At 70.2% G+C, this 24,715-nt stretch carries 4 protein-coding genes; all 4 read right to left on the bottom strand.

What is annotated here, in order from left to right; all coding sequences use genetic code 11:
* Positions 1–46 precede the first annotated feature (46 nt).
* A complete protein-coding gene (locus WMF12_RS28790) occupies positions 47–6,061 on the bottom strand; it encodes an AAA family ATPase (RefSeq protein WP_437850543.1) in 6,015 nt (2,004 codons plus the stop codon).
* Between the two features lie 214 nt (positions 6,062–6,275).
* Positions 6,276–12,320 carry an AAA family ATPase gene (locus WMF12_RS28785; protein ID WP_437850541.1) on the bottom strand — a complete coding sequence of 2,015 codons (6,045 nt, stop codon included), beginning with the start codon at positions 12,318–12,320 and terminating at the stop codon, positions 6,276–6,278.
* 135 nt (positions 12,321–12,455) lie between these two features.
* The gene (locus WMF12_RS28780; RefSeq protein ID WP_437850539.1) at positions 12,456–18,488 is read right to left on the bottom strand and encodes an AAA family ATPase; all 6,033 of its coding nucleotides are present in this window, start codon (positions 18,486–18,488) and stop codon (positions 12,456–12,458) included.
* 146 nt (positions 18,489–18,634) lie between these two features.
* Positions 18,635–24,685: an AAA family ATPase gene (locus WMF12_RS28775; RefSeq protein WP_437850537.1), complete on the bottom strand. Its 6,051-nt coding sequence runs from the start codon at positions 24,683–24,685 to the stop codon at positions 18,635–18,637.
* Positions 24,686–24,715 lie beyond the last annotated feature (30 nt).

Here is a 24,715-nt window from a genome sequence, read left to right as displayed (position 1 = left end):
GAGCAAACGGCGCGGAGCAGCGCCGGCTTCGGCTCCCGGTGAACGCTCACGCCGGCGGGAGAAAGGTGCCCTGGCCGTCCGCCTCCGCCTCCGCCGCATGCAAAGGCAGCTCGACGATGAAGGCAGCGCCCGCGCCTGGCGCGCTCTCGACGCGGATGGTGCCGCCGTGGGAGGCGACGATCCATCGAACGATGTAGAGGCCGAGGCCGAGGCCGCCGAAGTTGCGGACGGAGACGGCGCGCTCGAAGCGCTCGAAGATCCTGGCCTGGTCTGTCTCCGCGATGCCGATGCCGTGATCGCGGACGACGAGCCGCGCGCGGCCTTCCAGGCCGCGCACGACGACGTGAATGAGGGCCCCCGCGCCGTACTTCATCGCGTTGGACAGGAGGTTGATGACGACTTGCTCCACGCGAGAAGCATCCCAGTGCCCGACCACGGGCTCTTCCAGATCGAGCTGGATGCGGCAGCGGGCGTCCGCGAACTGCTGCCTCATTCGCTCGACAGCCTCACGCGTCAGGGCCGCCAGATCGACGGGCGCGCGCGCGAGGGTGAGCCGGCCGGCGTTCAGGCGGGTGACGTCGAGCAGCTCGTTGACCAGGTGGGCGAGGCGCGCGATCTGTCGGTTGAGGAGCTGGATCGCGGCGTCGATGCGCTCCGGAGCGACCTCGGCGCGCTGCAAGCGAGGCAGGAGCCGGGCGAGGAGGTGGGCCTGCATCTTGAGCGAGGTGAGCGGTGTCTTGAGCTCGTGCGATGCGACGAGGAGGAACTCGTTGCGCCGCTCGATCGCCTCCTGGGCCTCGGCGAACAGGCGGCCGTTGTCGAGGGCGAGCGCCGCCCGGAGCCCGAGCTCCTCGGCGATCCACAGGTCGGTGGGGCCGTAGCTGCGCCGGGGCGCGGCCGCCAGCAGGGTCATGACGCCGAAGCGCCGGTCTCGCGCGAGGAGCGGGACGCGGAGAAAGGAGTGAACGCCGAGCGGCTCGAGAAGCGGCGCGGCGCGGACGTCGCCCACCTCGGGGCGGTGCGGCGGGGTCGCTGTCAGGGCCCGCAGCGCGTCCACCACGGCGCCCGCGAGCTCGGCCGGCATGCCCGCGGTGACCGTTCGCCCCGGGGCGTCCTGGGTGAGGTCCACGTCGATGACGCACCGGTCGGCGAGCTCGGGCACGGCGAGCTGCGCGACGCTCTCTAGGGTGGCGCCGTAGCCGAGGGCCATGAGCTTGCGGCTCGCGTCGGCAAGGAAACGCTCGGCGAGCTCGGCGCGCTTGCGCTCGGTGATGTCGGTGGAGATGCCGCAGAGCACGCCGGGCATGACCTCCTCGCCGAGAGGGAACTTGAGCGAGAGGAAGGTGTGCAGCCCGTCCTCCATCGCCACCTCTTCCTCGAACTCGAGCGGCTCGCCTGCCTCGAGCACTCGCCGATCGTGATTGCCGATGATCTCGGCGAGCGCAGCAGGCAAGAGCTCGGCGTCGGTCTTTCCGAGGAGCCGATGGCTCGGCAGGCCGGCGACGCTGCTCGCCTGGCGGTTGACGAGCAGATACCGACCCTCGCGATCCTTCAGGAAGATGGCCGCGGCGGAGCTGTCGACGATGGCCTGCAGCGTGGCCTGGCTCTCGCGGAGCTCGCGCTCCGCCCGGCGTCGCTCGGCGTTCTCCTGCTCGATATCGGTATAGAGCATGGCGTTCTCGAGCGAGATGGCCGATTGCGACGCAAGCAGCTCGAGCACGGTGAGCCGCCCGGGGGTGAACGCGCCGGTGACGAGGTTGTTCTCCAGGTAGAGCAGGCCGAGCAGCCGCGTTTGGCGCACGATCGGGAGGCACAGCACCGATCTCGGCCGCTTCCGCGTGAAATACTCGTCCTCCGAGAACGGGTGTCTGGCGGCGGCGTCGTCGAGCAGCACGCGCTCGTGGCTCCGGCGGACGTAGTTGAGGATGGATTGCGGCAGGGCGGCCGAAGGCGCCTCGCCCGCGTCGCGCATCCGCACCGCACCCCTCGGCGCTTCGATCGCCGCGCTCCAGAGGCGTTCACCCCGGATCAGGAGGACGCACCCCTGCTCGGCGCCCGCGTGCTCGACCATGGTGCGCAGGAGCATCTCGAGCAGGCGCGGGAGCTTGAGCTCACCGGAGATGCTCTGAGAGGCCTTGACGACCGACAGGACGTCGAACTGCTCGGCGCGGACGGCGAAGGTGACGGTGGGGGCGATCGGCTTTCGCTCGACGAGGAAGGGATACCGCTGGTCGAGCTGATCGACCTTGGCGTGGGCGCCCCAGCGGAAATAGGCGGCGCGGGCCCTCTGGAGGTAAGCGTCTGCGGGCGTGGACAGGCCGCGGTCGCGGTAGAGCCGGGCGGCGAGCTCGCAGGCGATGGCCTCGTGCTGGACGAAGCCCCCCTCGTGCGCCGAGGAGATGGCCTGCTCGTAGAGCCCGATGGCCTCCAGATCCTGCCCGCGGAGCCGGGCGATCTCGGCGCGGACCAAAGCGTGTTTGTGGAGGAAATTGTCGGGGCCGCTCCTGGCCCACGCGTCGAGCTGCCGCTCGCACTCGAGCAGCTGCTCGGGGAGCTCCCGCGCCAGGGAATCCCGCTCCGCGTGCGGCGCGTGCGGCGCGTCGACGAGGGCCGCGAGCGAGAGCGCGAGAACATAGAAGCTCTCGGCCATGAGCGCGTGCGGCTGGTTCCAGAAGGGTTGCTCGGTGACGACGCGGGTCGCCGCGTCGAGCGCCTCCCTGGGCGCGCCGAGCACGAAGAGCGCTTGCGCCTTCAAGCTGTAGTAGAATTCGCGCGTGGTCTCCAGCGCTCCCTCCTGCAGCCGCGCCTCGAAGGCCGGAGGATCCAGCTCGGAGCCGTCGAGCATGGCGAAGCAGACCGGCCTCCCGCGCAGCGCCTGGATCATGGCGTGGGCGCTGAGGAGGGCGCCGTGCGCGAACGCGAAACCCGCGCTGCGCACGAAGCCGAGCCGCTCGTCGACCTCGCGGAGCACGTCCTCGAGCGCCTCGCCAGAGAGCAGGTGGAACAGCGCGTCCCATACGCAGTTGAAGCACGCCATGCTCAGCGCGCCGGACTCGACCGCGGCGCTGAAGCCGGCGCGCCCGTAGGGATACGTCTCTCGGTAGTGGCGTGTCCAGAAGACGACATGGTGTCCGAAGGTGGCGAACACCATCGATTTCGTGGTGAGGAGGCCGCTCCTCTGCGCCAGGTCGTGGCCGAGCTTGCCGAACCGATAGGCCTCCTGGTATCGCCCGAACCTCGGGCCGAACATCCTCGCGAACGACGTGTACGCGACAGCGGAGCTCTCGGCGTTGCCGTGGCGCAGGCTGAGCTGGACCATGCGCAGGAAGATGAGAAAGTACAGGTTCGGGGTCATGAAGGACGCCGCGATGCCCGCGCCCTCCAGCACACCCATCGTCAGCTTGACCTCCCGGTCGGTCATGGGGGGCAGATGGATCAGGTCCTCGATCGCCCGGTCGCCCAGGGCCTGCCAGACGCTCTTCGTCTCCTCTTCGAGCTGTGCGTCGGTGGGGAGGCGCGGAAGATCGATGTCGCAGGCGCGGAGCCACGAGAGGCCGATCTCCACCGCGCGGACGGATTGCCCGCGGGTCACACGGAGCGTGACGATGAGCTCGACGGCGGCGGCCGTCTCGGTCCTGGTCCTCGCGCGCTCCATGAGCTCTTGCAGGAGCCGCTCGGCCTCGTCGAAGCCGCCGGTGATGTACGCGGCGTGCGCGCGCTCGAGCGTCAGGTCGTAGGCCAGCGCGTGCTGCGCGTCCCAAGAGGCCTGCGCGAGCAGGGAGAGGCCCGCGGCGAAGAGCGCGGCGGCGGCCTCGTAGGCCGCGGCGGCCTTGGCCTTCCTGCCGGCGCGGAGGTTCAGCGCGGCGAGCTCGTCGCGCTCGGCCTGAGAACGGAGGAGCGCGGCGCCGCGGTTGAGGTGGCCGACGATGTCGAAGAGCGCCTCGTCGGGCTCCTCCGCGCGCCGCTCCTTCAAGAGCAGCTGGCCGATCCGGAGGTGCACGTCGGCGAGCTGCTCTGCCGGGATGAGCGAATACGCGGCTTGCTGCACCCGGTCATGGAGGAAGCGATAGCCAGAGCCCCGGCGGAGCAGCAGCCCCTCCCGCACGGCCTCCTCGAGCGCGTCGCGGAGCTCCGCCGCTGGACGGCCCGCGACCACCGCGAGGGGTTCGAGGTCGAGGCTGCTGCCGAGGCACGCGGCGAGCTTGAGCGCGTCGTGCGCAGGGGCCGAGAGCCGCTTGAGCTTGCCGGCCATCAGCTCGACGACGTTGTCGGTGAAGCCCTTGTCGCGGATCGCGGCGATGTCCCAGCGCCATACGCGCTGCTCGGCGTCGAAGGTGATGAGCCCCTCTTCGTGGAGGGCGATGAGGAACTGGAGCGTGAAGAAGGGGTTGCCGCCGGTCTTCTCGTAGACGAGCTGCGCGATCGGCTCGACCTGCGCTTCAGGTGCGTGGACCGCCTCGGCGACGAGCGCCCGGACGTGGGCGGCGGAGAGCGGCGCGAGGACGAGCTCGGAGACGGCGGCGCCGCGCTGCTGCACCTCGGCCAGCGTGAGCCGGAGCGGGTGCGCGGGGCCGACCTCGTTGTCGCGGTAGGCGCCAATCAACAGGAGGTGCTCGGAGCCGGAATAGGTGGCGAGCTGCTCGAGCAAGAGGAGGCTGGCCGCGTCGGCCCATTGCAGGTCGTCGAGGAAGAGGGCGACGGGGTGCTCCTTCCGGGCGCAGGCGGCGACGAAGCGCTGGAGCGTGGCGAGCAGCCGGCTCTGGGCCTCGGTGGGCGGGAGCTCGGGCACGGGCGGCTGCGGGCCGAGGAGGAGCGTGAGCTCGGGGAGCACGTCGGCAAGCAGACCGCCGTCCTGGCCGAGGGCCTCACGGAGGCGCTGCCTCCAGCGCTCGAGCTGCTCCTCGCTCGCGCACAGGAGCTCCCGCAAGAGCGCCCGGAACGCCTGGAGAAAGGCGTGGTAAGGGACATCGCGCTTCAGCTGCTCGAACTTGCCGGAGAGGAAGAAGCCGCGCTCGCGCACGACGGGCCTGTGCAGCTCGGCGACGAGCGAGGACTTGCCGATGCCCGAATAGCCCGAGACGAGAAGGAGCTCTGGCCGGCCGTTCGCGACCACGCGCTCGAACGCGGCGCGCAGCGCCTCCACCTCGCGCTCGCGGCCGTAGAGCCGCTGCGGGACCTGGAACCGGTCGGAGAGATCGCGCACGCCGAGCGGGAAGTGCTGAATGGAGCCGCTCGCCTGCCACCGTGAGAAGCACGTGTCGAGGTCGTGGCGCAGGCCGAGGGCGCTCTGGTAACGCTCCTCGGCGGCCTTGGAGAGCAGCTTGAGGACGACCGCGGAGAGCTGCAGTGGGATCGAGGAGACGAGCGCGTGCGGCGGCCGCGGGGCCTGGGCGATGTGGCAATAGACCCACTCGACGGGATCGCTGGCCTGGAACGGCAGGGCGCCAGTCAGCATCTCGTGGAAGACGATGCCGAGGGAGTACAGGTCGGTCCGCTCGTCGACGTGGCGGTTCATGCGGCCGGTCTGCTCCGGCGCCATGTAGGCGAGCGTGCCCTCGATGAGCCCGTCGTGCGCGAGCTCCTGGGCCTCGCGTGGCGAGAGGGAGGCGATGCCGAGATCGGTGATCTTCACCTCGTCGGTGTCGGGGTTGTAGAGGAGGTTCTGGGGCTTGATGTCCTTGTGGATGACGTGGTGTCGGTGGAGCTCGGCGAGCGCGCCGGCGAGGTGGAGGGCGAGCGGGAAGAAGCGCTCGAGGGGCATGGGCCCGTCGCCATCGAGGAGCCGGTCGAGCGAGCGGCCGCCGAAGTCCTCGAGGACCAGGGTCATCTGGTCGCGGAACGGCTCGATGCCGTGGGCCTTGATGACGACGGGTGAATCGAGCGCTCTGGCGACCGCGAGCTCGTGCTGGAGCCTGCCGAGGGCGCGGGGGCTCGCGTGGTCGCGCCGCAGGGCCTTGAGCACCACCGGCCGGCCGTCCTCCTCGCGCCGCGCGCGATAAAGGACGGTATCTGCACCTTGGTGCAGCACCTCCAGCACGCGGTAGCGTGGACTATCGGGCATAGGAAGAGCTTTGAAAACCGAGGCGCCAGCGACGCGTTGCGGCTCAACTCGCTACACTGCCAAAAGCGGTGCGCCTCGTCACGAGCAAACGGAGCCGCGTTCTCGCGCCGGCTCGCCTGCAGCGACGCCGTCGTCCATGCACGGCGATAGCGGGGACGGAAAGGGAGCTGCTGAGGCGCAGTCGGGTAGTGAGCACGCAGCGCGCAGCGCGCGCCTACGCCTGCGGGAGCAGGGCGCCCTGGCCGTCCGTCTCTGCCTCCGCCGCATGCAAAGGCAGCTCGACGACGAACGTGGCGCCCGCGCCCGGCGCGCTCTCGACGCGGATGGTGCCGCCGTGGGAGGTGACGATCCACCGCACGATGTAGAGGCCGAGTCCGAGACCGCCGAAGTTGCGGACGGAGACGGCGCGCTCGAAGCGCTCGAAGATCCTCGCCTGATCGGCCTCGGCGATGCCCATGCCGTGATCGCGGACGACGAGCAGCGCGCGGCCTTCCAGGCTGCGCACGACGACGTGAATGGGGGACCCCGCGCCGTACTTCATCGCGTTGGACAGGAGGTTGATGAGGACCTGCTCCATGCGAGAAGCGTCCCAGTTGCCCACCACGGGCCCTTCCAGGTCGAGCTCGGCGCGGCAGCGGGCATCGGCGAGCTGCTGTCTCATCCGCTCGACGACCTCGCGCGTCAGGGCCGCCAGGTCGAGGGGCGCGCGCGCGAGGGTGAGCCGGCCGGCGTTCAGGCGGGTGACGTCGAGCAGCTCGTTGACCAGGTGGGCGAGGCGCGCGATCTGGCGGCTCAGGACCTGGATCGCGGCGTCGATGCGCTCCGGAGCGACCTCGGCGCGCTGGAGGCGGGGTAGGAGCCGGGCGAGCAGGTGGGCTTGCATCGTGAGCGAGGTGAGCGGTGTCTTGAGCTCGTGGGAGGCGACGAGGAGGAACTCGTCGCGGCGCTCGATCGCCTCCTGGGCCTCGGCGAACAGGCGGCTGTTGTCGAGCGCGAGCGCGGCGCGGCTCGCCAGCTCCTGGGCCAGCCACAGGTCGGCGGGGCCGTAACGGCGTCGGGGCGCGGTCGCCAGCAGGGTCATGACCCCGAAGCGCCGGTCGCGCGCGAGGAGCGGGACGCGGAGGAAGGAGTGAACGCCGAGCGGATCGAGGAGAGGTGCGGCGCGGACGTCGCCTATCTCGGGGCGAGCCGCCGAAGCCGCCGAGAGGGGCCGCAGCGCGTCCATCACCGCGCCTGCGAGCTCGTCCGGCACGCCCGCGGTGACCGCGGTGATCGTGCTTCCCGGGGCGCGGCTTTCGAGGTCCACGTCGATGACGCACCGGTCGGCGAGCTCGGGCACGGCGAGCTGCGCGACGCTGTCGAGGGTGGCGCCGTAGCCGAGGGCCATGAGCTTGCGGCTCGCGTCGGCCAGGAAACGCTCGGCGAGCTCGGCGCGCTTGCGCTCGGTGATGTCGGTGGAGACGCCGCAGAGCACGCCGGACATCACGTCCTCGCCGAGAGGGACCTTGACCGAAAGGAAGGTGTGTAGTCCGTCCTCCAGCATCACTTCCTCCTCGAACTCCATCGGCACGCCCGCCTCGAGCACCTTCCGGTCGTGGTCGTCGACGATCTCGGCGACCGCGGCAGGCAAGAGCTCGGCGGTCGTCTTGCCGATGATCTGCTCTGTCGGGATGCCGAGGCTGCGCCCCACTTCCCGGTTGGCAAGCAGGTGGCGGCCGTCGCGATCCTTGAGGTAGATGGCCGCGGCGGAGTTGTCGACGATGGCCTGCAACGTGGCCTGGCTCTCGCGGAGCTCTCGCTCCGCCCGCCGCCGCTCGGTGTTCTCCTGCTCGATATCGGCGTAGAGCATGGCGTTCTCGAGCGAGATGGCCGATTGCGAGGCGAGCAGCTCGATCACGGTGAGCCGCCCTGGGGTGAACGCGCCGGCCACCAGCTGGTTCTCCAGGTAGAGCAGGCCGAGCAGCCGCGCCTGGCGCACGATGGGCAGGCACAGCACCGATCTCGGCCTCTTGCGCGCGAAATACGCGTCCTCCGAGAACGGGTGCCGCCCGGTAGCGTCGTCGAGCAGCACGCGCTCGTGGCTCCGGCGGACGTAGTTGAGAATGGATTGCGGCAGCGCGGCCGCCTCCGCCTCGCCCGCGTCGAGCTGCTGCGCCGCGCCTCCAGAGGCCTGGATCGCCGCCGCGGTCGACAGGCGATCTTCCCGGACCAGGAGCACAACCCCCTCTCCGGCGCCAGCGTGCTCGACCACGATGCGGAGGAGCGTCGCGAGCAGGCGCGGGAGCTTGAGCTCGCCGGAGATGCTCTGAGAGGCCTTGACGACGGACAGGACGTCGAACTGCTCGGCGCGGACGGCGAAGGTGACGGTGGCGGCGATCGGCTTTCGCGGGGCGAGGAAGGGATAGCGCTGGTCGAGCTGATCCACCTTGGCGTGGGCGCCCCACGCGAAGTAGCCAGAGCGGGCCCTTCGCAGGTAGGCGTCCGCCGACGTGGACAGGCCGCGGACGCGGTAAAACCGGGCGGCGAGCTCGCAGGCGATGGCCTCGTGCTGGACGAAGCCGCCCTCTCGCGCCGACGAGATGGCCTGCTCGTAGAGCCGGATGGCCTCGTGCTCCCGCCCGAGGAGCCGGGCGATCTCGGCGCGGACCAGCGCATGTTTGTGGAGGAAGTTGTCGGGGCCGTTCCTGGCCCACGCGCCGAGCTGCCGCTCGCACGCGAGGAGCCCTTGCGGGAGCTCCCGCTCTGGCGAGGTCGCCGCGTCGCGCGCGTCGTCGAACAAGGCGGCGAGCGCGAGCGCGTGATAATAGAAGTTCTCGGCGACGAGCGCGTTCGAATCCATCTTCCAGTCGTCATCGGCGACCAGATGGGTCGACGCGGCGAGCGCCTCTCCGGGGGAGCCGAGGACGAAGAGCGCCTGAGCCTTCAGGCTATAATAATACCTGTGAGCGCTGGTCGAGGCTCCCGGAGGGAGCCGCGCCTCGAAGGCCGCCTGATCCAGATCGGATCCGTCGAGCATCGAGAAGCGGGCCGGCCGCCCGCGCAGCGTCTGCACGAGGTAGTGGACGCCGAGGAGGACGCCATGAACGAAGGCGTAACCGGCCTTCCGCACGAAGGCGAGGCGGTCCTCGGTCAGGTGGAGGACGTCCTCCAGCGGCTCACCGGAGAGCAGCGGGAACACCGATGCCCAGATGCAGTTGAAGCACGCGTGGTTCCAATCGCCGGATTCGACCGCGGCGCTGTAGCTGGTGCGCCTGTAGGGAGACGTCTCTCGGTAGTGGCGCGTCCAGAAGACGATGTACTGCCCGAACAGGAAGAGCACCGCGCCCTTCGTGGCGAGGGCGGGGCTCCTGTCCGCCAGGTCGCAGCCGAGCTTGCCGAACAGGTAAGCCTCGTTGTATCTCCCGAACCGCGGTCCGAGCACCCGCGCGAAGGCGGCGTACGCGTGGGGGGAGCTCTCGGCGTTGCCGTGGCGCAGGCTGAGCTTCACCATGCGCACGAGGAGCAGATAGTGCAGCTTCCGGTCCACGAAGATCGCGGAGAGGACCACGCTCATCAGGACGCGCATCGCGACCTTGATCTCCGGAAGCGCCATGGGGGGCAGATGGATCAGGTCCTCTATCGCCCGGTCGCCCAGCGCTTCCCAGACGCTCTCGGTCTCTCCTTCGACCTGCGCGTCGGTGATGGGGAGCGATAGCTCGATGTCCCAGGCGCGGAGGCATGAGAGCCCGATCTCCACGGCGCGCGCGCATTGCCCGCGGGTGACGTTCAGCGTGACGGCGAGCTCGACGGCGGCGGCTCGCTCGCTCGTGGTCCTCGCGCGCTCCATGAGCTCGTCGAGGAGCCGCTCGGCCTCGTCGAAGCTGCCGAGGACGTACGCGCAGTGTGCGCGCTCGAAGGTCAGGTCGTAGGTCAGATCATACCGAGTCTCCCAGCGCTCGCGGGGATCTGGCGCGAGGAGGGCCAGGCCGGCGTCGAAGAGGGCGGCAGCGGCCTCGTAGGCGGCGGCGGCCTTGGCTCTCCTGCCGGCGCGGAGGTTCAGCGCCGCGACCTCGTCGCGCTCGGCCCGGGAATGGATGAGCGCGGCGCCGCGGTTGAGGTGGCGGACGACATCGAAGAGCGCCTCGTCGCGCTTCTCCGCGCGCTTCGCCGAGAGGAGCAGCCGGCCGATCCCGAGGTGCACCTCGGCGAGCTGCTCTGTCGGGATGAGCGAGGTTGCGGCTTGCTGCACCCGGTCATGGAGGAATCGATAGGCGCTGCCCCGGCCGTGGAGCAGCCCCTCCCGCACGGCCTCCTCGAGCGCCGTGCGCAGGGCCTCCGCCGGCCTTCGCGCGATGATCGCGAGGGTGTCGAGGTCCACGCTGCTGCCGAGGCAGGCGGCGAGCTTGAGGGCGTCCTGCGCAGGGGCCGAGAGCCGCTTCAGTTTGCCCACCATCAGCTCGACGACGTTGTCGGTGAAGCCCTTGTCGCGGATCGCGGCGATGTCCCACCGCCATGCGCCCTCGTCGGCGTCGAAGGTGATGAGCCCCTCTTCGTGCAGGGCGATGAGGAACTGGAGCACGAAGAAGGGGTTGCCGCCGGTCTTCTCGTAGACGAGCTGTGAGAGCGGCTCGACCTGCGCTTCGGGTGAATGGACCGCCTCGGCGACGAGCGCCCCGACATGGGCGGCGGAGAGCGGCGCGAGGACGAGCTCGGAGATGGCGACGCCGCGCTTCTGCACGTCGGCCAGCGTGAGCCGGAGCGGGTGCGCGGGGCCGACCTCGTTGTCGCGGTAAGCGCCTATCACGAGGAGGTGCGCGTCGCCGGGAAGGGTGGCGAGCTGCTCGAGGAGCAGGAGGCTGCCGGCGTCGGCCCATTGCAGGTCGTCGAGGAAGAGGGCGACGGGGTGTTCCTTCCAGCCGCAGGCGGCGAGGAAGCGCTGGAGGGTCGCGAGGAGCCGGCTCTGGGCCTCGGCGAGCGGGAGCTCGGGCACGGGCGGCTGCGGGCCGAGGAGGCGCTCGAGCTCCGGGAGCGCGTCGGTGAGCAGCCTGCCGTTCTGGCCGAGGGCCTCGCGGAGGCGCTCTCGCCAGCGCTCGAGCTGCTCCTCGCTCGCGCTCAGGATCTCCTGCACGAATCCCCGGAAGGCGTTGGCGAGCGGGCCGTAGGGGACGTCGCGCTTCAGCTGCTCGAACTTTCCGGAGAGGAAGGAGCCGCGCTCGCGCACGACGGGCCTGTGCAGCTCGGCGACGAGCGATGACTTGCCGATGCCCGAGTAGCCCGAGACGAGCACGAGCTCTGGCCGGCCGCTCGCGACCACGCGCTCGAACGCGGCGAGCAGGGCCCCTAGCTCGCGCTCGCGGCCATAGAGCCGCTGCGGGACCTCGAACCGATCGGAGACGTCGCGCTGTCCGAGCGGGAAAGCATCGATGGCGCCGCTCTGCCGCAGCTGGGAAAAGCACGTGTCGAGGTCGTGGCGCAGGCCGAGGGCGCTCTGGTAACGCTCCTCGGCGGCCTTGGAGAGCAGCTTGAGGACGACCGCGGAGAGCTGCGGTGGAATCGATGGGACGAGCGCGTGCGGCGGCCGCGGCGCCTGGGCGATGTGGCAATAGACCCACGCGACGGGATCGCTGGCCTGGAACGGCAGGGCGCCAGTCAGCATCTCGTAGAAGGTGACGCCGAGGGAGTACAGGTCGGTCCGCTCGTCGACCCGACGGTTCATGCGGCCTGTCTGCTCTGGCGCCAAGTAGGCGAGCGTGCCCTCGATGAGCCCGGCGTGTGCGAGCTCCTGGGCCCCGCGCGGCAAGAGGGAGGCGATGCCGAGATCGGTGATCTTCACCTCGCCGGTGTCGGGGTTGTAGAGGAGGTTCTGGGGCTTGATGTCCTTGTGGATGACGTGCCGCCGGTGGAGCTCGGCGAGGGCGGCTGTCAGGCGGAGGGCGAGGGGGAGGAAGCGCTCGATCGACATCGGGCGCATCGGGCGCATCGGCCCGTCGCCATCGAGCAGCCTGTCGAGCGAGCGGCCGCCGAAGTCCTCGAGGACCAGGGTCATCTGGTCGCGGAACGGCTCGATCCCATAGGCCTTGACGACGACAGGCGCGTCGAGCGCCCTGGCGATCTCGAGCTCGTGCTGGAGCCGGCCGAGGGCGCGGGGGCTCGCGTGATCGCGCCGCAGGACCTTGAGCACCACCGGCCGGCCATCCTCCTCGCGCCGCGCGCGGTAAAGGACGGTATCCGCACCTTGGTGCAGCACCTCCAGCACGCGGTAGCGTGGACTATCGGGCATAGGAAGAGCTTTGAAAACCGAGGCGCCAGCGGCGCGTTGCGCTCAACTCGGTATATTGCCAAAAGCGCCGCACCTCGTCACGAGCAAACGGCGGCTCGTCAGCGCCGGCTGATGCAGCAGTCGGGCAGCTCGCGCCTACGCCTGCGGGAGGAAGCTGCCCTGGACGTCTGTCTCCGGCTCGGCCGGGTGCAAAGGCAGCTCGACGACGAACGTGGCGCCCGCGCCCGGCGTGCTCTCGACGCGGATGGTGCCGCCGTGGGAGGTGACGATCCATCGAACGATGTAGAGGCCGAGGCCGAGACCGCCGAAATTGCGGACGGAGACGGCGCGCTCGAAGCGCTCGAAGATCCTGGCCTGATCGGCCTCGGCGATGCCCATGCCGTGATCACGGACGACGAGCAGCGCGCGATCGCCCTCGGCGCGTACGACGACGTGAATGGGGGCTCCCGCGCCGTATTTGATCGCGTTGGACAGCAGGTTGATGAGGACCTGCTCCATGCGAGAGGCGTCCCAGTGCCCGATCACGGGCCCTTCCAGATCGAGCTCGGTGCGGCAGCGCGCGCTCGCGAGCTGCTGTCTCATCCGCTCGACGACCTCGCGCGTCAGGGCCGCCAGATCGAACGGCGCGCGCGTGAGGGTCAGCCGGCCGGCGTTCAGGCGGGTGACGTCGAGCAGCTCGTTGACCAGGTGGGCGAGGCGCGCGATCTGTCGGTTGAGGACCTGGAGCGCGGCGTCGATGCGCTCCGGGGAGATCTCCGCGCGCCGGTAGCGGGGCAGCAGCCGCTCGAGCAGGTGCGCCTGCATCTTCAGCGAGGTGAGCGGTGTCTTGAGCTCGTGCGAGGCGACGAGGAGGAACTCGTTCCGGCGCTCGATCGCCTCCTGGGCCTCGGCGAACAGACGGCTGTTGTCGAGGGCGAGCGCCGCACGAAACCCGAGCTCCTCGGCGAGCCGCAGGTCGGAAGAGCCATAACGGGGTCGGGGCGCGGTCGCGAGCAACGTCATGACCCCGAAGCGCCGGTAGCGCGCGAGGAGCGGAACGCGGAGGAAGGAGTGAATGCCGAGCCGCTCGAGGAGGGGCGCGGCGCGGACGTCGCCCACCTCGGGGTGGTTCGGCGAGGTGGCAGCCAGGGGCCGTAGCGCGTCCACCACGGCGCCCGCGAGCTCGGCCGGCACGCCCGCGGTGACCGCGTGTCCCGGGTCGCCGTCAGCGACGCCCACGTCGATGACGCACTGATCGGCCAGCTCGGGCACGGCGAGCTGCGCGACGCTGTCGAGCGTGACGCCATAGCCGAGGGCCATGAGCTTGCGGCTCGCGTCGGCGAGGAAGCGCTCGGCGAGCTCGGCGCGCTTGCGCTCGGTGATGTCGGTGGAGATGCCGCAGAGCCCGCCGGGCATGACCTCATCCCCGAGAGGGAACTTGACCGACAGGAAGGTGTGCAGCCCGTCCTCCAGCGGCAGCTCCTCCTCCCACTCCATCGGCGCGCCCGCCTCGCGCACCTTCCTGTCGTGGTCGTCCAGGGTCTCGGCGACCGGAGAACGCAAGAGCTCGCCGACCGTCTTTCCGACGATCGCCTCGATCGGCATGCGCATGATGGCGCCCACGTGCCGGTTGGCGAGCAGGAGCCGGCCTTCGTGATCCTTGACGTAAATGGCCGTGGCCGAGTTGTCGACGATGGCCCGCAGGGTCGCCTGGTTGCTCTTCAGCGCCTGTTCTGCCCGCCGCCGCTCGGCGTTCTCCCGCTCGACCTCGGCATACAGCATGGCGTTCTCCAGCGAGATGGCCGATTGCGACGCAAGCAGCTCGAGCACGCTGAGCCGCCCCGGGGTGAACGCCCCGGTGATGAGCCTGTTCTCCAGGTAGAGCAGGCCGAGCAGCCGGGTATGCCGCACGATCGGGAGGCACAGCGCCGATTTCGGCGCCCTCCGCCTGAAATACTCGTCCTCCGAGAACGGGTGCCTCGCGGCGGCGTCGTCGAGCAGCACGCGCTCGTGGCTCCGGCGAACGTAGTTGAGGATGGACTGCGGTAGCTCGGCCGCCGCCGCCTCGCGCGCGTCGAGCAGCCGCGCCGCGCCGCTGGACGTCGAGAGCGCCGCCGCGATCGACACGCGATCCTTCCGGACCAGGAGCACATGCCCCTCTCCGGCGCCCGCGTGCTCGATCGCGACGCGCAGGAGCATCTCGAGCAGGCGCGGGAGCTGGAGCTCACCGGAGATGCTCTGAGAGGCCTTGACGACGGACAGGACGTCGAACTGCTCGGCCCGGACGGCGAAGGTGACGGTGGGCGCGATCGGCTTGCGCGGGGCGAGGTGGGGATGGCGCTGATCGAGCTGCTCCACCTTGGCGTGAGCGCCCCAGCGGGAATAGGCGGCGCGGGCCTTTTGCAGGCAGGCGTCCGCCGGGGTGGCGAGGCCGCGCGCATGGTAGAACGCCGCGGCGAGCTCGCTGGCGATGGCCTCGTGCTGGACGAAGCCGCCCTCTTGCGCCGACGACGCGGCCTGCTCGTAGAGGCGGATTGCCTCGGATTCCTGCCCACGGAGCCGGGCGATCTCGGCGCGGACCAGGGCGTGTTTGTGGAGGAAGTTGTCGGGGCCGTTCCTGGCCCACGCGCCGAGCTGCCGCTCGCACTCGAGGAGCTGCTCGGGGAGCTCCCGCGGCGGGGTGGGCCGCACCTCGCGTGCCTCGCGCTCCTCGTCGGCGTCGACGAGCGCCGCGAGCGAGAGCGCGAGATAGTAGAAGTTCTCGGCGATGAGCGCGTGTGGCTCGGTCCTCAAGGGGTTCTCGTTGAGCGCGCGGGTCGCCGCCGCGAGCGCCTCGCCGTGAGCGCCGAGCACGTAGAGCGCCTGGGCCTTCAAGCTGTAATAACGGCCGCGAAGTCGCTGGAGATCCCCCTTGTCGAGCCGCGCCTCGAAGGCCGGCGGATCCAGCTCGGACCCGTCCAGCATCGAGACGCGGATCGGCCTCCCGCGCAGCGCCTGGATCATCGCGTGGGCGCCGAGGAGGGAGCTGTGCGTGTACGCGTACCCGGCCCTGCGCACGAAGCCGAGGCGCTCGTCGACCTCGCGGAGCACGTCCTCCAGCGGCTCGCCGGAGAGCAGCCGGAACATCGCGACCCAGACGCAGTTGAGGCACGCCATGTTCAGGTCACCGGACTCGACCGCGGCGCTGAAGCCGGCGCGCGAGTACGGATACGTCTCTCGGTAGTGGCGTGTCCAGAACAGGACATGCTGTCCAAAGACGGTGAACACCATCGATTTCGTGGTGAGGAGGCCGCTCCTCTGCGCCAGGTCGTGGCCGAGCTTGCCGAACAGATACCCCTCCTGGTATCGCCCGAACCTCGGGCCGAGCACCCTCGCGAAGTCGGCGTAAGCGTAAGCGGAGCTCTCGGCGTTGCCGTGGCGCAGGCTGAGCTCGACCCTGCGCAGGACGATGAGACAGTGCAGATCCACGTCCGCGAAGAACGCAGGGGTGGCCATCGCCTGCAGCACGCCCATCGTGAGCTTGACCTCCGGGTGCGTCACGGGGGGCAGATGGATCAGATCCTCGATCGCCCGTTCGCCCAGGGCCCGCCAGACGCATTTCGCCTCTTTATCGAGCTGTGCGTCGGTCGGGTGGCGCGGAAGCTCGATGTCGCAGCTGCGGAGCCACGAGAGCCCGATCTCCACCCCGCGGGCGCATTGCCCGCGGGTCAGGTAGAAGGCGAGCGCGAGCTCGACGACGGCGGCCGTCTCGCCATGGGTCCTCGCGCGCTGGGGGAGCTCCTCGAGGAGCCGCTCGGCCTCGTCGAAGCCGCCGGTGATGTACGCGACGTGCGCGCGCTCGAAGGTCAGATCGTAGGTCAGCTCGTGCTGCGTCTCCCAGCGGTCCGGCGCGAGCAGGGAAAGGCCCGCGGCGAAGAGCGCGGCGGCGGCCTCGTAGGCCGCGGCGGACTTGGCCTTCCTGCCGGCGCGGAGGTTCAGCGCGGCGAGCTCGTCGCGCTCGGCCCGGGAACGGATGAGCGCGGCGCCGCGGTTGAGGTGGCTGACGACCTCGAAGAGCGCCTCGTCGCGCTCCTCCGCGTGCGGCGCCTTCAGGAGCAGCCGGCCGATCCAGAGGTGCACCTCGGCGAGCTGCTCTGCCGGGATGAGCGAATACGCGGCTTGCTGCACCCGGTCATGGAGGAAGCGATAGCCAGAGCCCCGGCGCAGCAGCAGCCTCTCCCGCGCGGCCTCCTCGAGCGCGTCGCGGAGCTCCTCCGCCGGGCGGCGCGCGATGATCGCGAGGGGCTCGAGGTCGAGGGTGTTGCCGAGGCACGCGGCGAGCTTGAGCGCGTCGCGCGTCGGGACCGAGAGCCGGTTCAGCTTGCCGGCCATCAGCTCGACGACGTTGTCGGTGAAGCCCTTGTCGCGGATGGCGGCGATGTCCCAGCGCCATACGCGCTGCTCGGTGTCGAAGGTGATGAGCCGCTCTTCATGCAGGGCGATGAGGAACTGGAGCACGAAGAAGGGGTTGCCGCCGGTCTTCTCGTAGACGAGCTGCGAGAGCGGCTCGACGTGCGCTTCTGGCGCGTGGACCGCCTCGGCGACGAGCGCCCCGACATGGGCGGCGGAGAGCGGCGCGAGGACGAGCTCGGAGACGGCGGCGCCGCGCTTCTGCACCTCGGCCAGCGTGAGCCGGAGCGGGTGTGCGGGGCCGACCTCGTTGTCGCGGTAGGCGCCTATCAGCAGGAGGTGCTCGGACCCGGCGTAGGTGGCGAGCTGCTCGAGCAAGAGGAGGCTGGCCGCGTCGGCCCACTGGAGATCATCGAGGAAGAGCGCGACGGGGTGCTCCTTCCGGGCGCACTCCGCGACGAAGCGCTGGAGCGTGGCGAGCAGCCGACTCTGAGCCTCGGTGGGCGGGAGCTCGGGCACGGGCGGCTGCGGGCCGAGGAGGAGATCGAGCTCGGGGAGCACGTCGGTGAGCAGCCTGCCGTTCTGGCCGAGGGCCTCCCGCAGCTGCCGTCTCCAGCGCTCGACCTGCTCCTCGCTCGCGCCGAGGATCTCCTGAAACAGCGCCCGGAACGCCTGAAGGAAAGCACGGTAGGGGACATCCCTCGCGGTCTGATCGAACTTGCCGGAGAGGAAGAAGCCGCGCTCGCGCACGACGGGCCCGTGCAGCTCGGCGACGAGCGACGACTTGCCGATGCCCGAGTAGCCCGAGACGAGCGTGAGCTCAGGCCGGCCATTCGCGACCACGCGCTCGAACGCGGCGAGCAGCGCCTCGATCTCGCGCTCGCGGCCGTAGCGTCGCTGCGGGACCCGGAACCGGTCGGAGCGATCGCGCTCACCGAGCGCGAAGGGCTGGATGTCGCCGTTCGCTCGCCACCTCGCCAAGCATTCGTCGAGGTCGTGCAACAAGCCCGCCGCGCTCTGGTAACGCTCCTCGGCGGCCTTGGAGAGCAGCTTGAGCACGATCTCGGACAGGAGCGGTGGAATCGATGGGACGAGGGTGTCCGGCGGGACCGGCTTCTGCGCGATATGGCAATAGACCCACTCGACGGGATCGTTCGCCCGGAACGGCAGGGCGCCCGTCAGCATCTCGTAGAAGGTGACGCCGAGGGAGTACAGGTCGGTCCGCTCGTCGATCGAGCGGTTCATGCGGCCTGTTTGCTCCGGCGCCATGTAGGCCAGCGTCCCCTCGATGAGGCTGTTGTGGACGAGATGCTGGGATTCGCGGGGGGAGAGGGAGGCGATGCCGAGATCGGTGATCTTTACCTCGCCGGTGTCGGGGTTGTAGAGGAGGTTCTGGGGCTTGATGTCCTTGTGGATGACGTGCCGCCGGTGCAGCTCGGCGAGCGCGCCGGTGAGGCGGAGGGCGAGGGGGAGGAAGCGCTCGATCGACATCGGGCGCGTGGGCCCGTCGCCATCGAGCAGCCGGTCGAGCGAGCGGCCGCCGAAATCCTCCAAGACCAGCGCGGCCTGGTCGCCGAGCGATTCCATCGCGTAGGGCCTGACGATGACCGCCGTATCGAGCGCTCTGGCGACCTCGAGCTCGTGCTGGAGCCTGCCGAGGGCGTGAGGGCTCGCGTGGTCGCGCCGCAGGACCTTGAGCACCACCGGTCGGCCGTCCTCCTCGCGCCGCGCGCGGTAGAGGATGGTATCCGCACCTTGGTGCAGCACCTCCAGCACGCGGTAACGTGGACTATGGGGCATAGGAGGATCTTTGAACCCGGGGCGTCAGCGGCGTGCTGCGGTTCAATTCGGTACACTGCCAAAAGCACTGCGACCCGTCACGAGCAAACGGCGGCGCGTCAGCGCCGGCTGAGGCAGCAGTCGGGTAGTGAGCAGGCTTCGCGCGCCTACGCCTGCGGGAGGAAGGTGCCCTGGACGTCCGTCTCCGTATCCGGCGAGCGCAAAGGCAGCTCGACGACGAACGTGGCGCCGGCGCCCGGCTTGCTCTCGACGCGGATGGTGCCGCCGTGGGAGGTGACGATCCATCGAACGATGTAGAGGCCGAGGCCGAGGCCGCCGAAGTTGCGGACGGAGACGGCGCGCTCGAAGCGCTCGAAGATCCTGGCCTGGTCGGCCTCCGCGATGCCCATGCCGTGATCGCGGACGATGAGCAACGCGCGGCTGGCCAGGCTGCGCACGACGACGTGAATGGGGCCTCCCGCGCCATATTTGAGCGCGTTGGACAGGAGGTTGATGAGGATCTGCTCCATGCGGAAAGCGTCCCAGTTGCCCACCACGGGCCCTTCCAGGTCGAGCTGGGTGCGGCAGCGGGCGTCGGTGAGCTGCTCGTGCATCCGCTCGACGACATCGCGCGCCAGGGCCGCCAGATCGACGGGCGCGCGAGAGAGGGTCAGCTGGCCGGCGTTGAGGCGGGTGACGTCGAGCAGCTCGTTGACCAGGTGGGCGAGGCGCGCGATCTGTCGGTTGAGGAGCTGGATCGCGGCGTCGATGCGCTCCGGAGCGACCTCGGCGCGCTGGAGGCGGGGCAGGAGCCGGGCGAGCAGGTGGGCTTGCATCGTGAGCGAGGTGAGCGGTGTCTTGAGCTCGTGCGAGGCGACGAGGAGGAACTCGTCGCGGCGCTCGATCGCCTCCTGGGCCTCGGCGAACAGGCGGCTGTTGTCGAGGGCGAGCGCGGCGCGGCTCGCCAGCTCCTGGGCCAGCCACAGGTCGGCGGGGCCGTAGCGGCGCCGTGGCGCGGTTGCCAGCAGGGTCATGACCCCGAAGCGCCGGTGGCGCGCGAGGAGCGGGACGCGGAGGAAGGAGTGAACGCCGAGCGGATCGAGGAGGGGCGCGGCGCGGATGTCGCCCTCCTCGGCGTGATCCAGAGAGCTCGCCGCCAGGGGCCGCAGGGCGTCCATCACCGCGCCTGCGAGCTCGGCCGGCACGCCCGCGGTGACCGCGGTGACCGTCCGCCCCGGGGCGTCCTGGGCGAGGTCCACGTCGATGACGCACCGGTCGGCGAGCTCGGGCACGGCGAGCTGCGCGATGCTGTCGAGGGTGGCGCCGTAACCGAGGGCCATGAGCTTGCGGCTCGCCTCGGCGAGGAAGCGCTCGGCGAGCTCGGCGCGCTTGCGCTCGGTGATGTCGGTGGAGATGCCGCAAACCACGCCGGGCATGACGCTCTCGCCGAGCGGGAACTTGAGAGACAGGTAGGTGCGCAGCTCGCCGTCTATCAGCACCTCCTCCTCGAACTCCATCGGCTCGCCCGAGTCGAGCACCCGCCGGTCGTGCTCGTCGATGGTCGCGGTGGCGGCGGCAGGCAAGAGCTCGGCGCTCGTCTTTCCGAGGATCTGCTCTGTCGGGATGCCGAGGCCGCGGCTCACCTGACGGTTGACGAGCACGTGGCGGCCATCGCGACCCTTGAGGTAGATGGCCGCGGCGGAGTTGTCGACGATGGCCTGCAGCGTGGCCTGGCTCTCGCGGAGCTCGCGCTCCGCCCGGCGCCGCTCGGCGTTCTCCTGCTCGATGTCGGTATAGAGCATGGCGTTCTCGAGCGAGATGGCCGACTGCGAGGCGAGCAGCTCGAGCACGGTGAGCCGCCCTGGGGTGAACGCGCCGGTGACGAGGTTGTTCTCCAGGTAGAGCAGGCCGAGCAGCCGCGTTTGCCGCACGATCGGGAGGCACAGCACCGACCTCGGCCTCTTGCGCGCGAAATACGCGTCCTCCGAGAACGGGTGCCGCCCGGTAGCGTCGTCGAGCAGCACGCGCTCGTGGCTGCGGAGGACATAGTTGAGAATGGATTGCGGCAGCGCCGCCAGGGCCTCGCCCGCGTCGAGCAGCCGCGCGGCGCTCCCCGACGCGGTGATCGCCGCCGCGGTCGACACGCGATCTTCCCGGACCAGGAGCGCGACCCCCTCTCCGGCGCCCGCGTGCTCGACCACGATGCGCAGCAGCGTCTCGAGCAGGCGGTGGAGCTTGAGCTCTCCGGAGATGCTCTGAGAGGCCTTGACGACGGACAGGACGTCGAACTGCTCGGCCCGGACGGCGAAGGTGACGGTGGGGGCGATCGGCTTTCGCTCGACGAGGAAGGGATACCGCTGGTCGAGCTGCTCCACCTTGGCGTGCGCGCCCCAGCGGAAGTAGGCGGCGCGCGCCCGCTGCAGGTGGGCGACGGCGGGCGTGGACAGGCCGCGGTCGAGGTAGAAGCGGGCGGCGAGCTCGCAGGCGATGGCCTCGTGCTGGACGAAGCCGCCCTCTTGCGCCGACGAGATGGCTTGCTCGTAGAGCCGGATGGCCTCGGGCTCGCGCCCGAGGAGCCGGGCGATCTCGGCGCGGACCAGGGCGTGTTTGTGGAGGTAGTTGTCGGGGCAGCTCGCGGCCCACACGCCGAGCTGCCGCTCGCACGCGAGGAGCCCTTCGGGGAGCTCCCGCTCTGGCGAGGTCGCCGCGTCGCGCGCCTCGCGCGCGTCGTCGAACACCGCGGCGAGCGCGAGCGCGTGAACATAGAAGGTCTCGGGGATCTCGGCGCACGCGTCCATCCTCCAGTCGTAATCGACGACGACACGGGTCGACGCCGCGAGCGCCTCCCTGGGAGAGCCGAGGAGGAACAGCGCCTGCGCCTTCAGGCTGTAGTACAAGCTATGAGCCCCGTACGAGGATCCCGGAGGAAGCCGCGCCTCGAAGGCCTCCTGATCCAGCTCGGAGCCATCCAGCATCGCGTAATGGACCGGCCTCCCGCGCAGCGTCTGGATGAGGTACCGGACGCTGAGGAGGATGCCATGGATGAACGCGTAGCCGGCCTTGCGCACGAAGCCGAGGCGCTCCTCGGTCAGGTGGAGGACGTCCTCCAGCGGCTCCCCGCAGAGCAGGGGGAACACCGACGCCCAGACGCAATGGTAACATGCGTTGTTCAAGTCGCCGCACTCCACGGCGGCGTTGAAGCCGAGGCGATTGTAGGGGTAGGTCTCCCTGTAATGGCGCGTCCAGAAGACGGTCAGCTGCCCGAACAGGAAGAACACGGTGGGCTTCGTGGCGAGGTGCTCGCTCCTCTCCGCGAGGTCGTAGCCGAGCTTGCCGAACAGATAAGCCTCCTTGTATCTCCCGAACCGCGGGCCGAGCACCCGCGCGAAGGCGGTGTACGCATGGGCGGAGCTCTCGGCGTTGCCATGGAGGAGGCTGAGCGTGACCATGCGCTCGAGGACCAGGTGATGCAGGTTCTGGTCCACGAAATACGCAGCGACGGACACGCTCTTCAAGATGCTCATCGCGATCTTGATCTCCGGGTGCGTCATGGGGGGCAGGTGGATGAGGCCCTCGATCGCCCGGTCGCCCAGGGCCTTCCATACGCTCTCGGTCTCTTCGTCGATGCGCGCGTCGGTGAGGTGGGTTGGCAGATGGATGTCGTAAGAGCGCAAAAAGGAGAGACCGAGCTCCACAGCGCGGGCGCTCTGCCCGCGGGTCACGTGCAAGGCGACGGCGAGCTCGACGACGGCGGCCCTCTCGATCTTGGTCATCGAGCGATCCGTGAGCTCATCGAGCAGCCGCTCGGCTTCATCGAAGTTGCCGAGGATGTACGCGCAGCGCGCTCGCTCGAAGCTCAGGGCGTGGGTCAGCGCGTATTGCGTCTCCCAGCGCTCGCGGGGATCTTGCGCGAGGAGGGCCATGCCGGCGGCGAAGAGGGCGGCGGCAGATTCATACGCCGCGGCGGCCTGGGCCTTCCTGCCGGCGCGGAGGTTGAGGGCGGCGAGCTCGTCGCGCTCGGCCCGGGAACGGAGGAGCGCGGCGCCGCGGTTGAGGTGGCCCACGATCTCGAACAGCGTGTCCTCGCGCTCGTCCGGCCTCCGCCCCTTCAAGAGCAGCTGACCGATGCAGAGGTGCACCTCGGCGAGCTGTCCGGGCGGGATGAGCGAATAAGCGGCTTGCTGCACCCGGTCATGGAGGAAGCGATAGGCGCTGTCCCGGCGGAGCAGCAGCCCCTCCCGCACGGCCTCCTCGAGCGCCTCGCGGAGCTCCTCCGCCGGACGGCGCGCGAGCAGCGCGAGGGTGTCGAGGTCCACGCTGCCGCCGAGGCACGCGGCGAGCTTGAGCGCGTCGCGCGTCGGGACCGAGAGCCGATTGAGCTTGCCCACCATCAAGTCGACGACGTTGTCGGTGAAGCCCTTGTCGCGAATGGGGGCGATGTCCCACCGCCATGCGCCCTCGTCCGCATCGAAGGTGATGAGCCGCTCTTCGTGCAGGGTGATGAGGAACTGGAGAACGAAGAAGGGGTTGCCGCCGGTCTTCTCGTAAACCAGCCGTGAGAGCGGCTCGACCTGCGCTTCGGGGGTGCGGACCGTCTCGGCGACGAGCGCCCCGACGTGGACGGCGGAGAGCGGCTCGAGGACGATGTCGCCGAAGGCGGCGCCGCGCTTTCGGACCTCGGCGAGGGTGAGCCGGAGCGGGTGCGCGGGGCCGACCTCGTTGTCGCGATAAGCGCCGATCAGCAGGAGGTGCGCGTCGCCGGCGAGGGTGGCGAGGTGCTCGAGGAGCAGGAGGCTGCCGGCGTCGGCCCATTGCAGGTCGTCGAGGAACAGGGTGACGGGGTGCTCTTTCCGGGCGCACGCGGCGACGAAGCGCTGGAGCGTGGCGAGCAGCCGGCTCTGGGCTTCGGCGGGCGGGAGCTCGGGCACGGGCGGCTGCGGGCCGAGGAGGCGCTCGATCTCCGGGAGCACGTCGGTGAGCAGCCTGCCGTTCTGGCCGACGGCCTCGCGGAGGCGCTCTCTCCAGCGCTCGACCTGCTGCTCGCTCGCGCCGAGGATCTCCTGCACGAGCCCCCGGAAGGCGTGAAGGAGGGGGCGGTAGGGGACGTCGCGCTTGAGCTGATCGAACTTGCCGGAGAGGAAGAAGCCGCGCTCGCGCACGACGGGCCCGTGCAGCTCGGCGACGAGCGAGGACTTGCCGATGCCCGAATAGCCCGAGACGAGCACGAGCTCTGGCCGGCCGTTCGCGACCACGCGCTCGAACGCGGCGAGAAGCGCCTCCACCTCGCGCTCGCGGCCGTAGAGCCGCTGCGGGATCTGGAACCGATCGGAGACGTCGCGCCGTCCGAGCGGGAAGGCCTCGATGGCGCCGCTCTGGCGCAGCTGGGAAAAGCACGTGTCGAGGTCGTGGCGCAGGCCGAGTGCGCTCTGGTAACGCTCCTCGGCGGCCTTGGAGAGCAGCTTGAGGACGACGGCGGAGAGCTGGGGTGGAATCGAGGGGACGAGCGTGTGGGGCGGCCGCGGCGCCTGGGCGATGTGGCAATAGACCCACGCGACGGGGTCGCTGGCCTGGAAGGGCAGGGTCCCAGTCAGAAGCTCGTAGAAGGTGACGCCGAGGGAGTACAGATCGGTCCGCTCGTCGACGCGGCGGTTCATGCGGCCGGTCTGCTCCGGCGCCATGTAGGCGAGCGTGCCCTCGATGAGCCCGTCGTGCGCGAGCTCGTGGGCCCCGCGCGCGGAGAGGGAGGCGATGCCGAGATCGGTGATCTTCACCTCGCCGGTGTCGGGGTTGTAGAGGAGGTTCTGGGGCTTGATGTCCTTGTGGATGACGTGGTGTCGGTGGAGCTCTGCGAGCGCGGCAGCGAGGCGGAGGGCGAGGGGGAAGAAGCGCTCGATCGACATCGGGCGCATCGGGCGCATGGGCCCGTCGCCATCGAGCAGCCGGTCGAGCGAGCGGCCGCCGAAGTCCTCGAGGACCAGGGTCATCTGGTCGCGGAACGGCTCGATCCCGTAGGCCCTGGCGATGACCGGCGAAGCGAGCGCTCTGGCGACCTCGAGCTCGTGCTGGAGCCTGCCGAGGGCGCGGGGGCTCGCGTGATCGCGCCGCAGGACCTTGAGCACCACCGGCCGGCCGTCCTCCTCGCGCTGCGCGCGGTAGAGGATCGTGTCCGCACCCTGGTGCAGCACCTCCAGCACGCGGTAACGTGGACTATGGGGCATAGGAGGATCTTTGAAAGCCGGGACGCCAGC

It is taken from the genome of Sorangium sp. So ce363, assembly GCF_051520435.1.
Taxonomy (GTDB): Bacteria; Myxococcota_A; Polyangia; order Polyangiales; family Polyangiaceae; genus Sorangium; species Sorangium cellulosum_B.
This window is presented reverse-complemented; position numbering and strand designations above follow the sequence as displayed.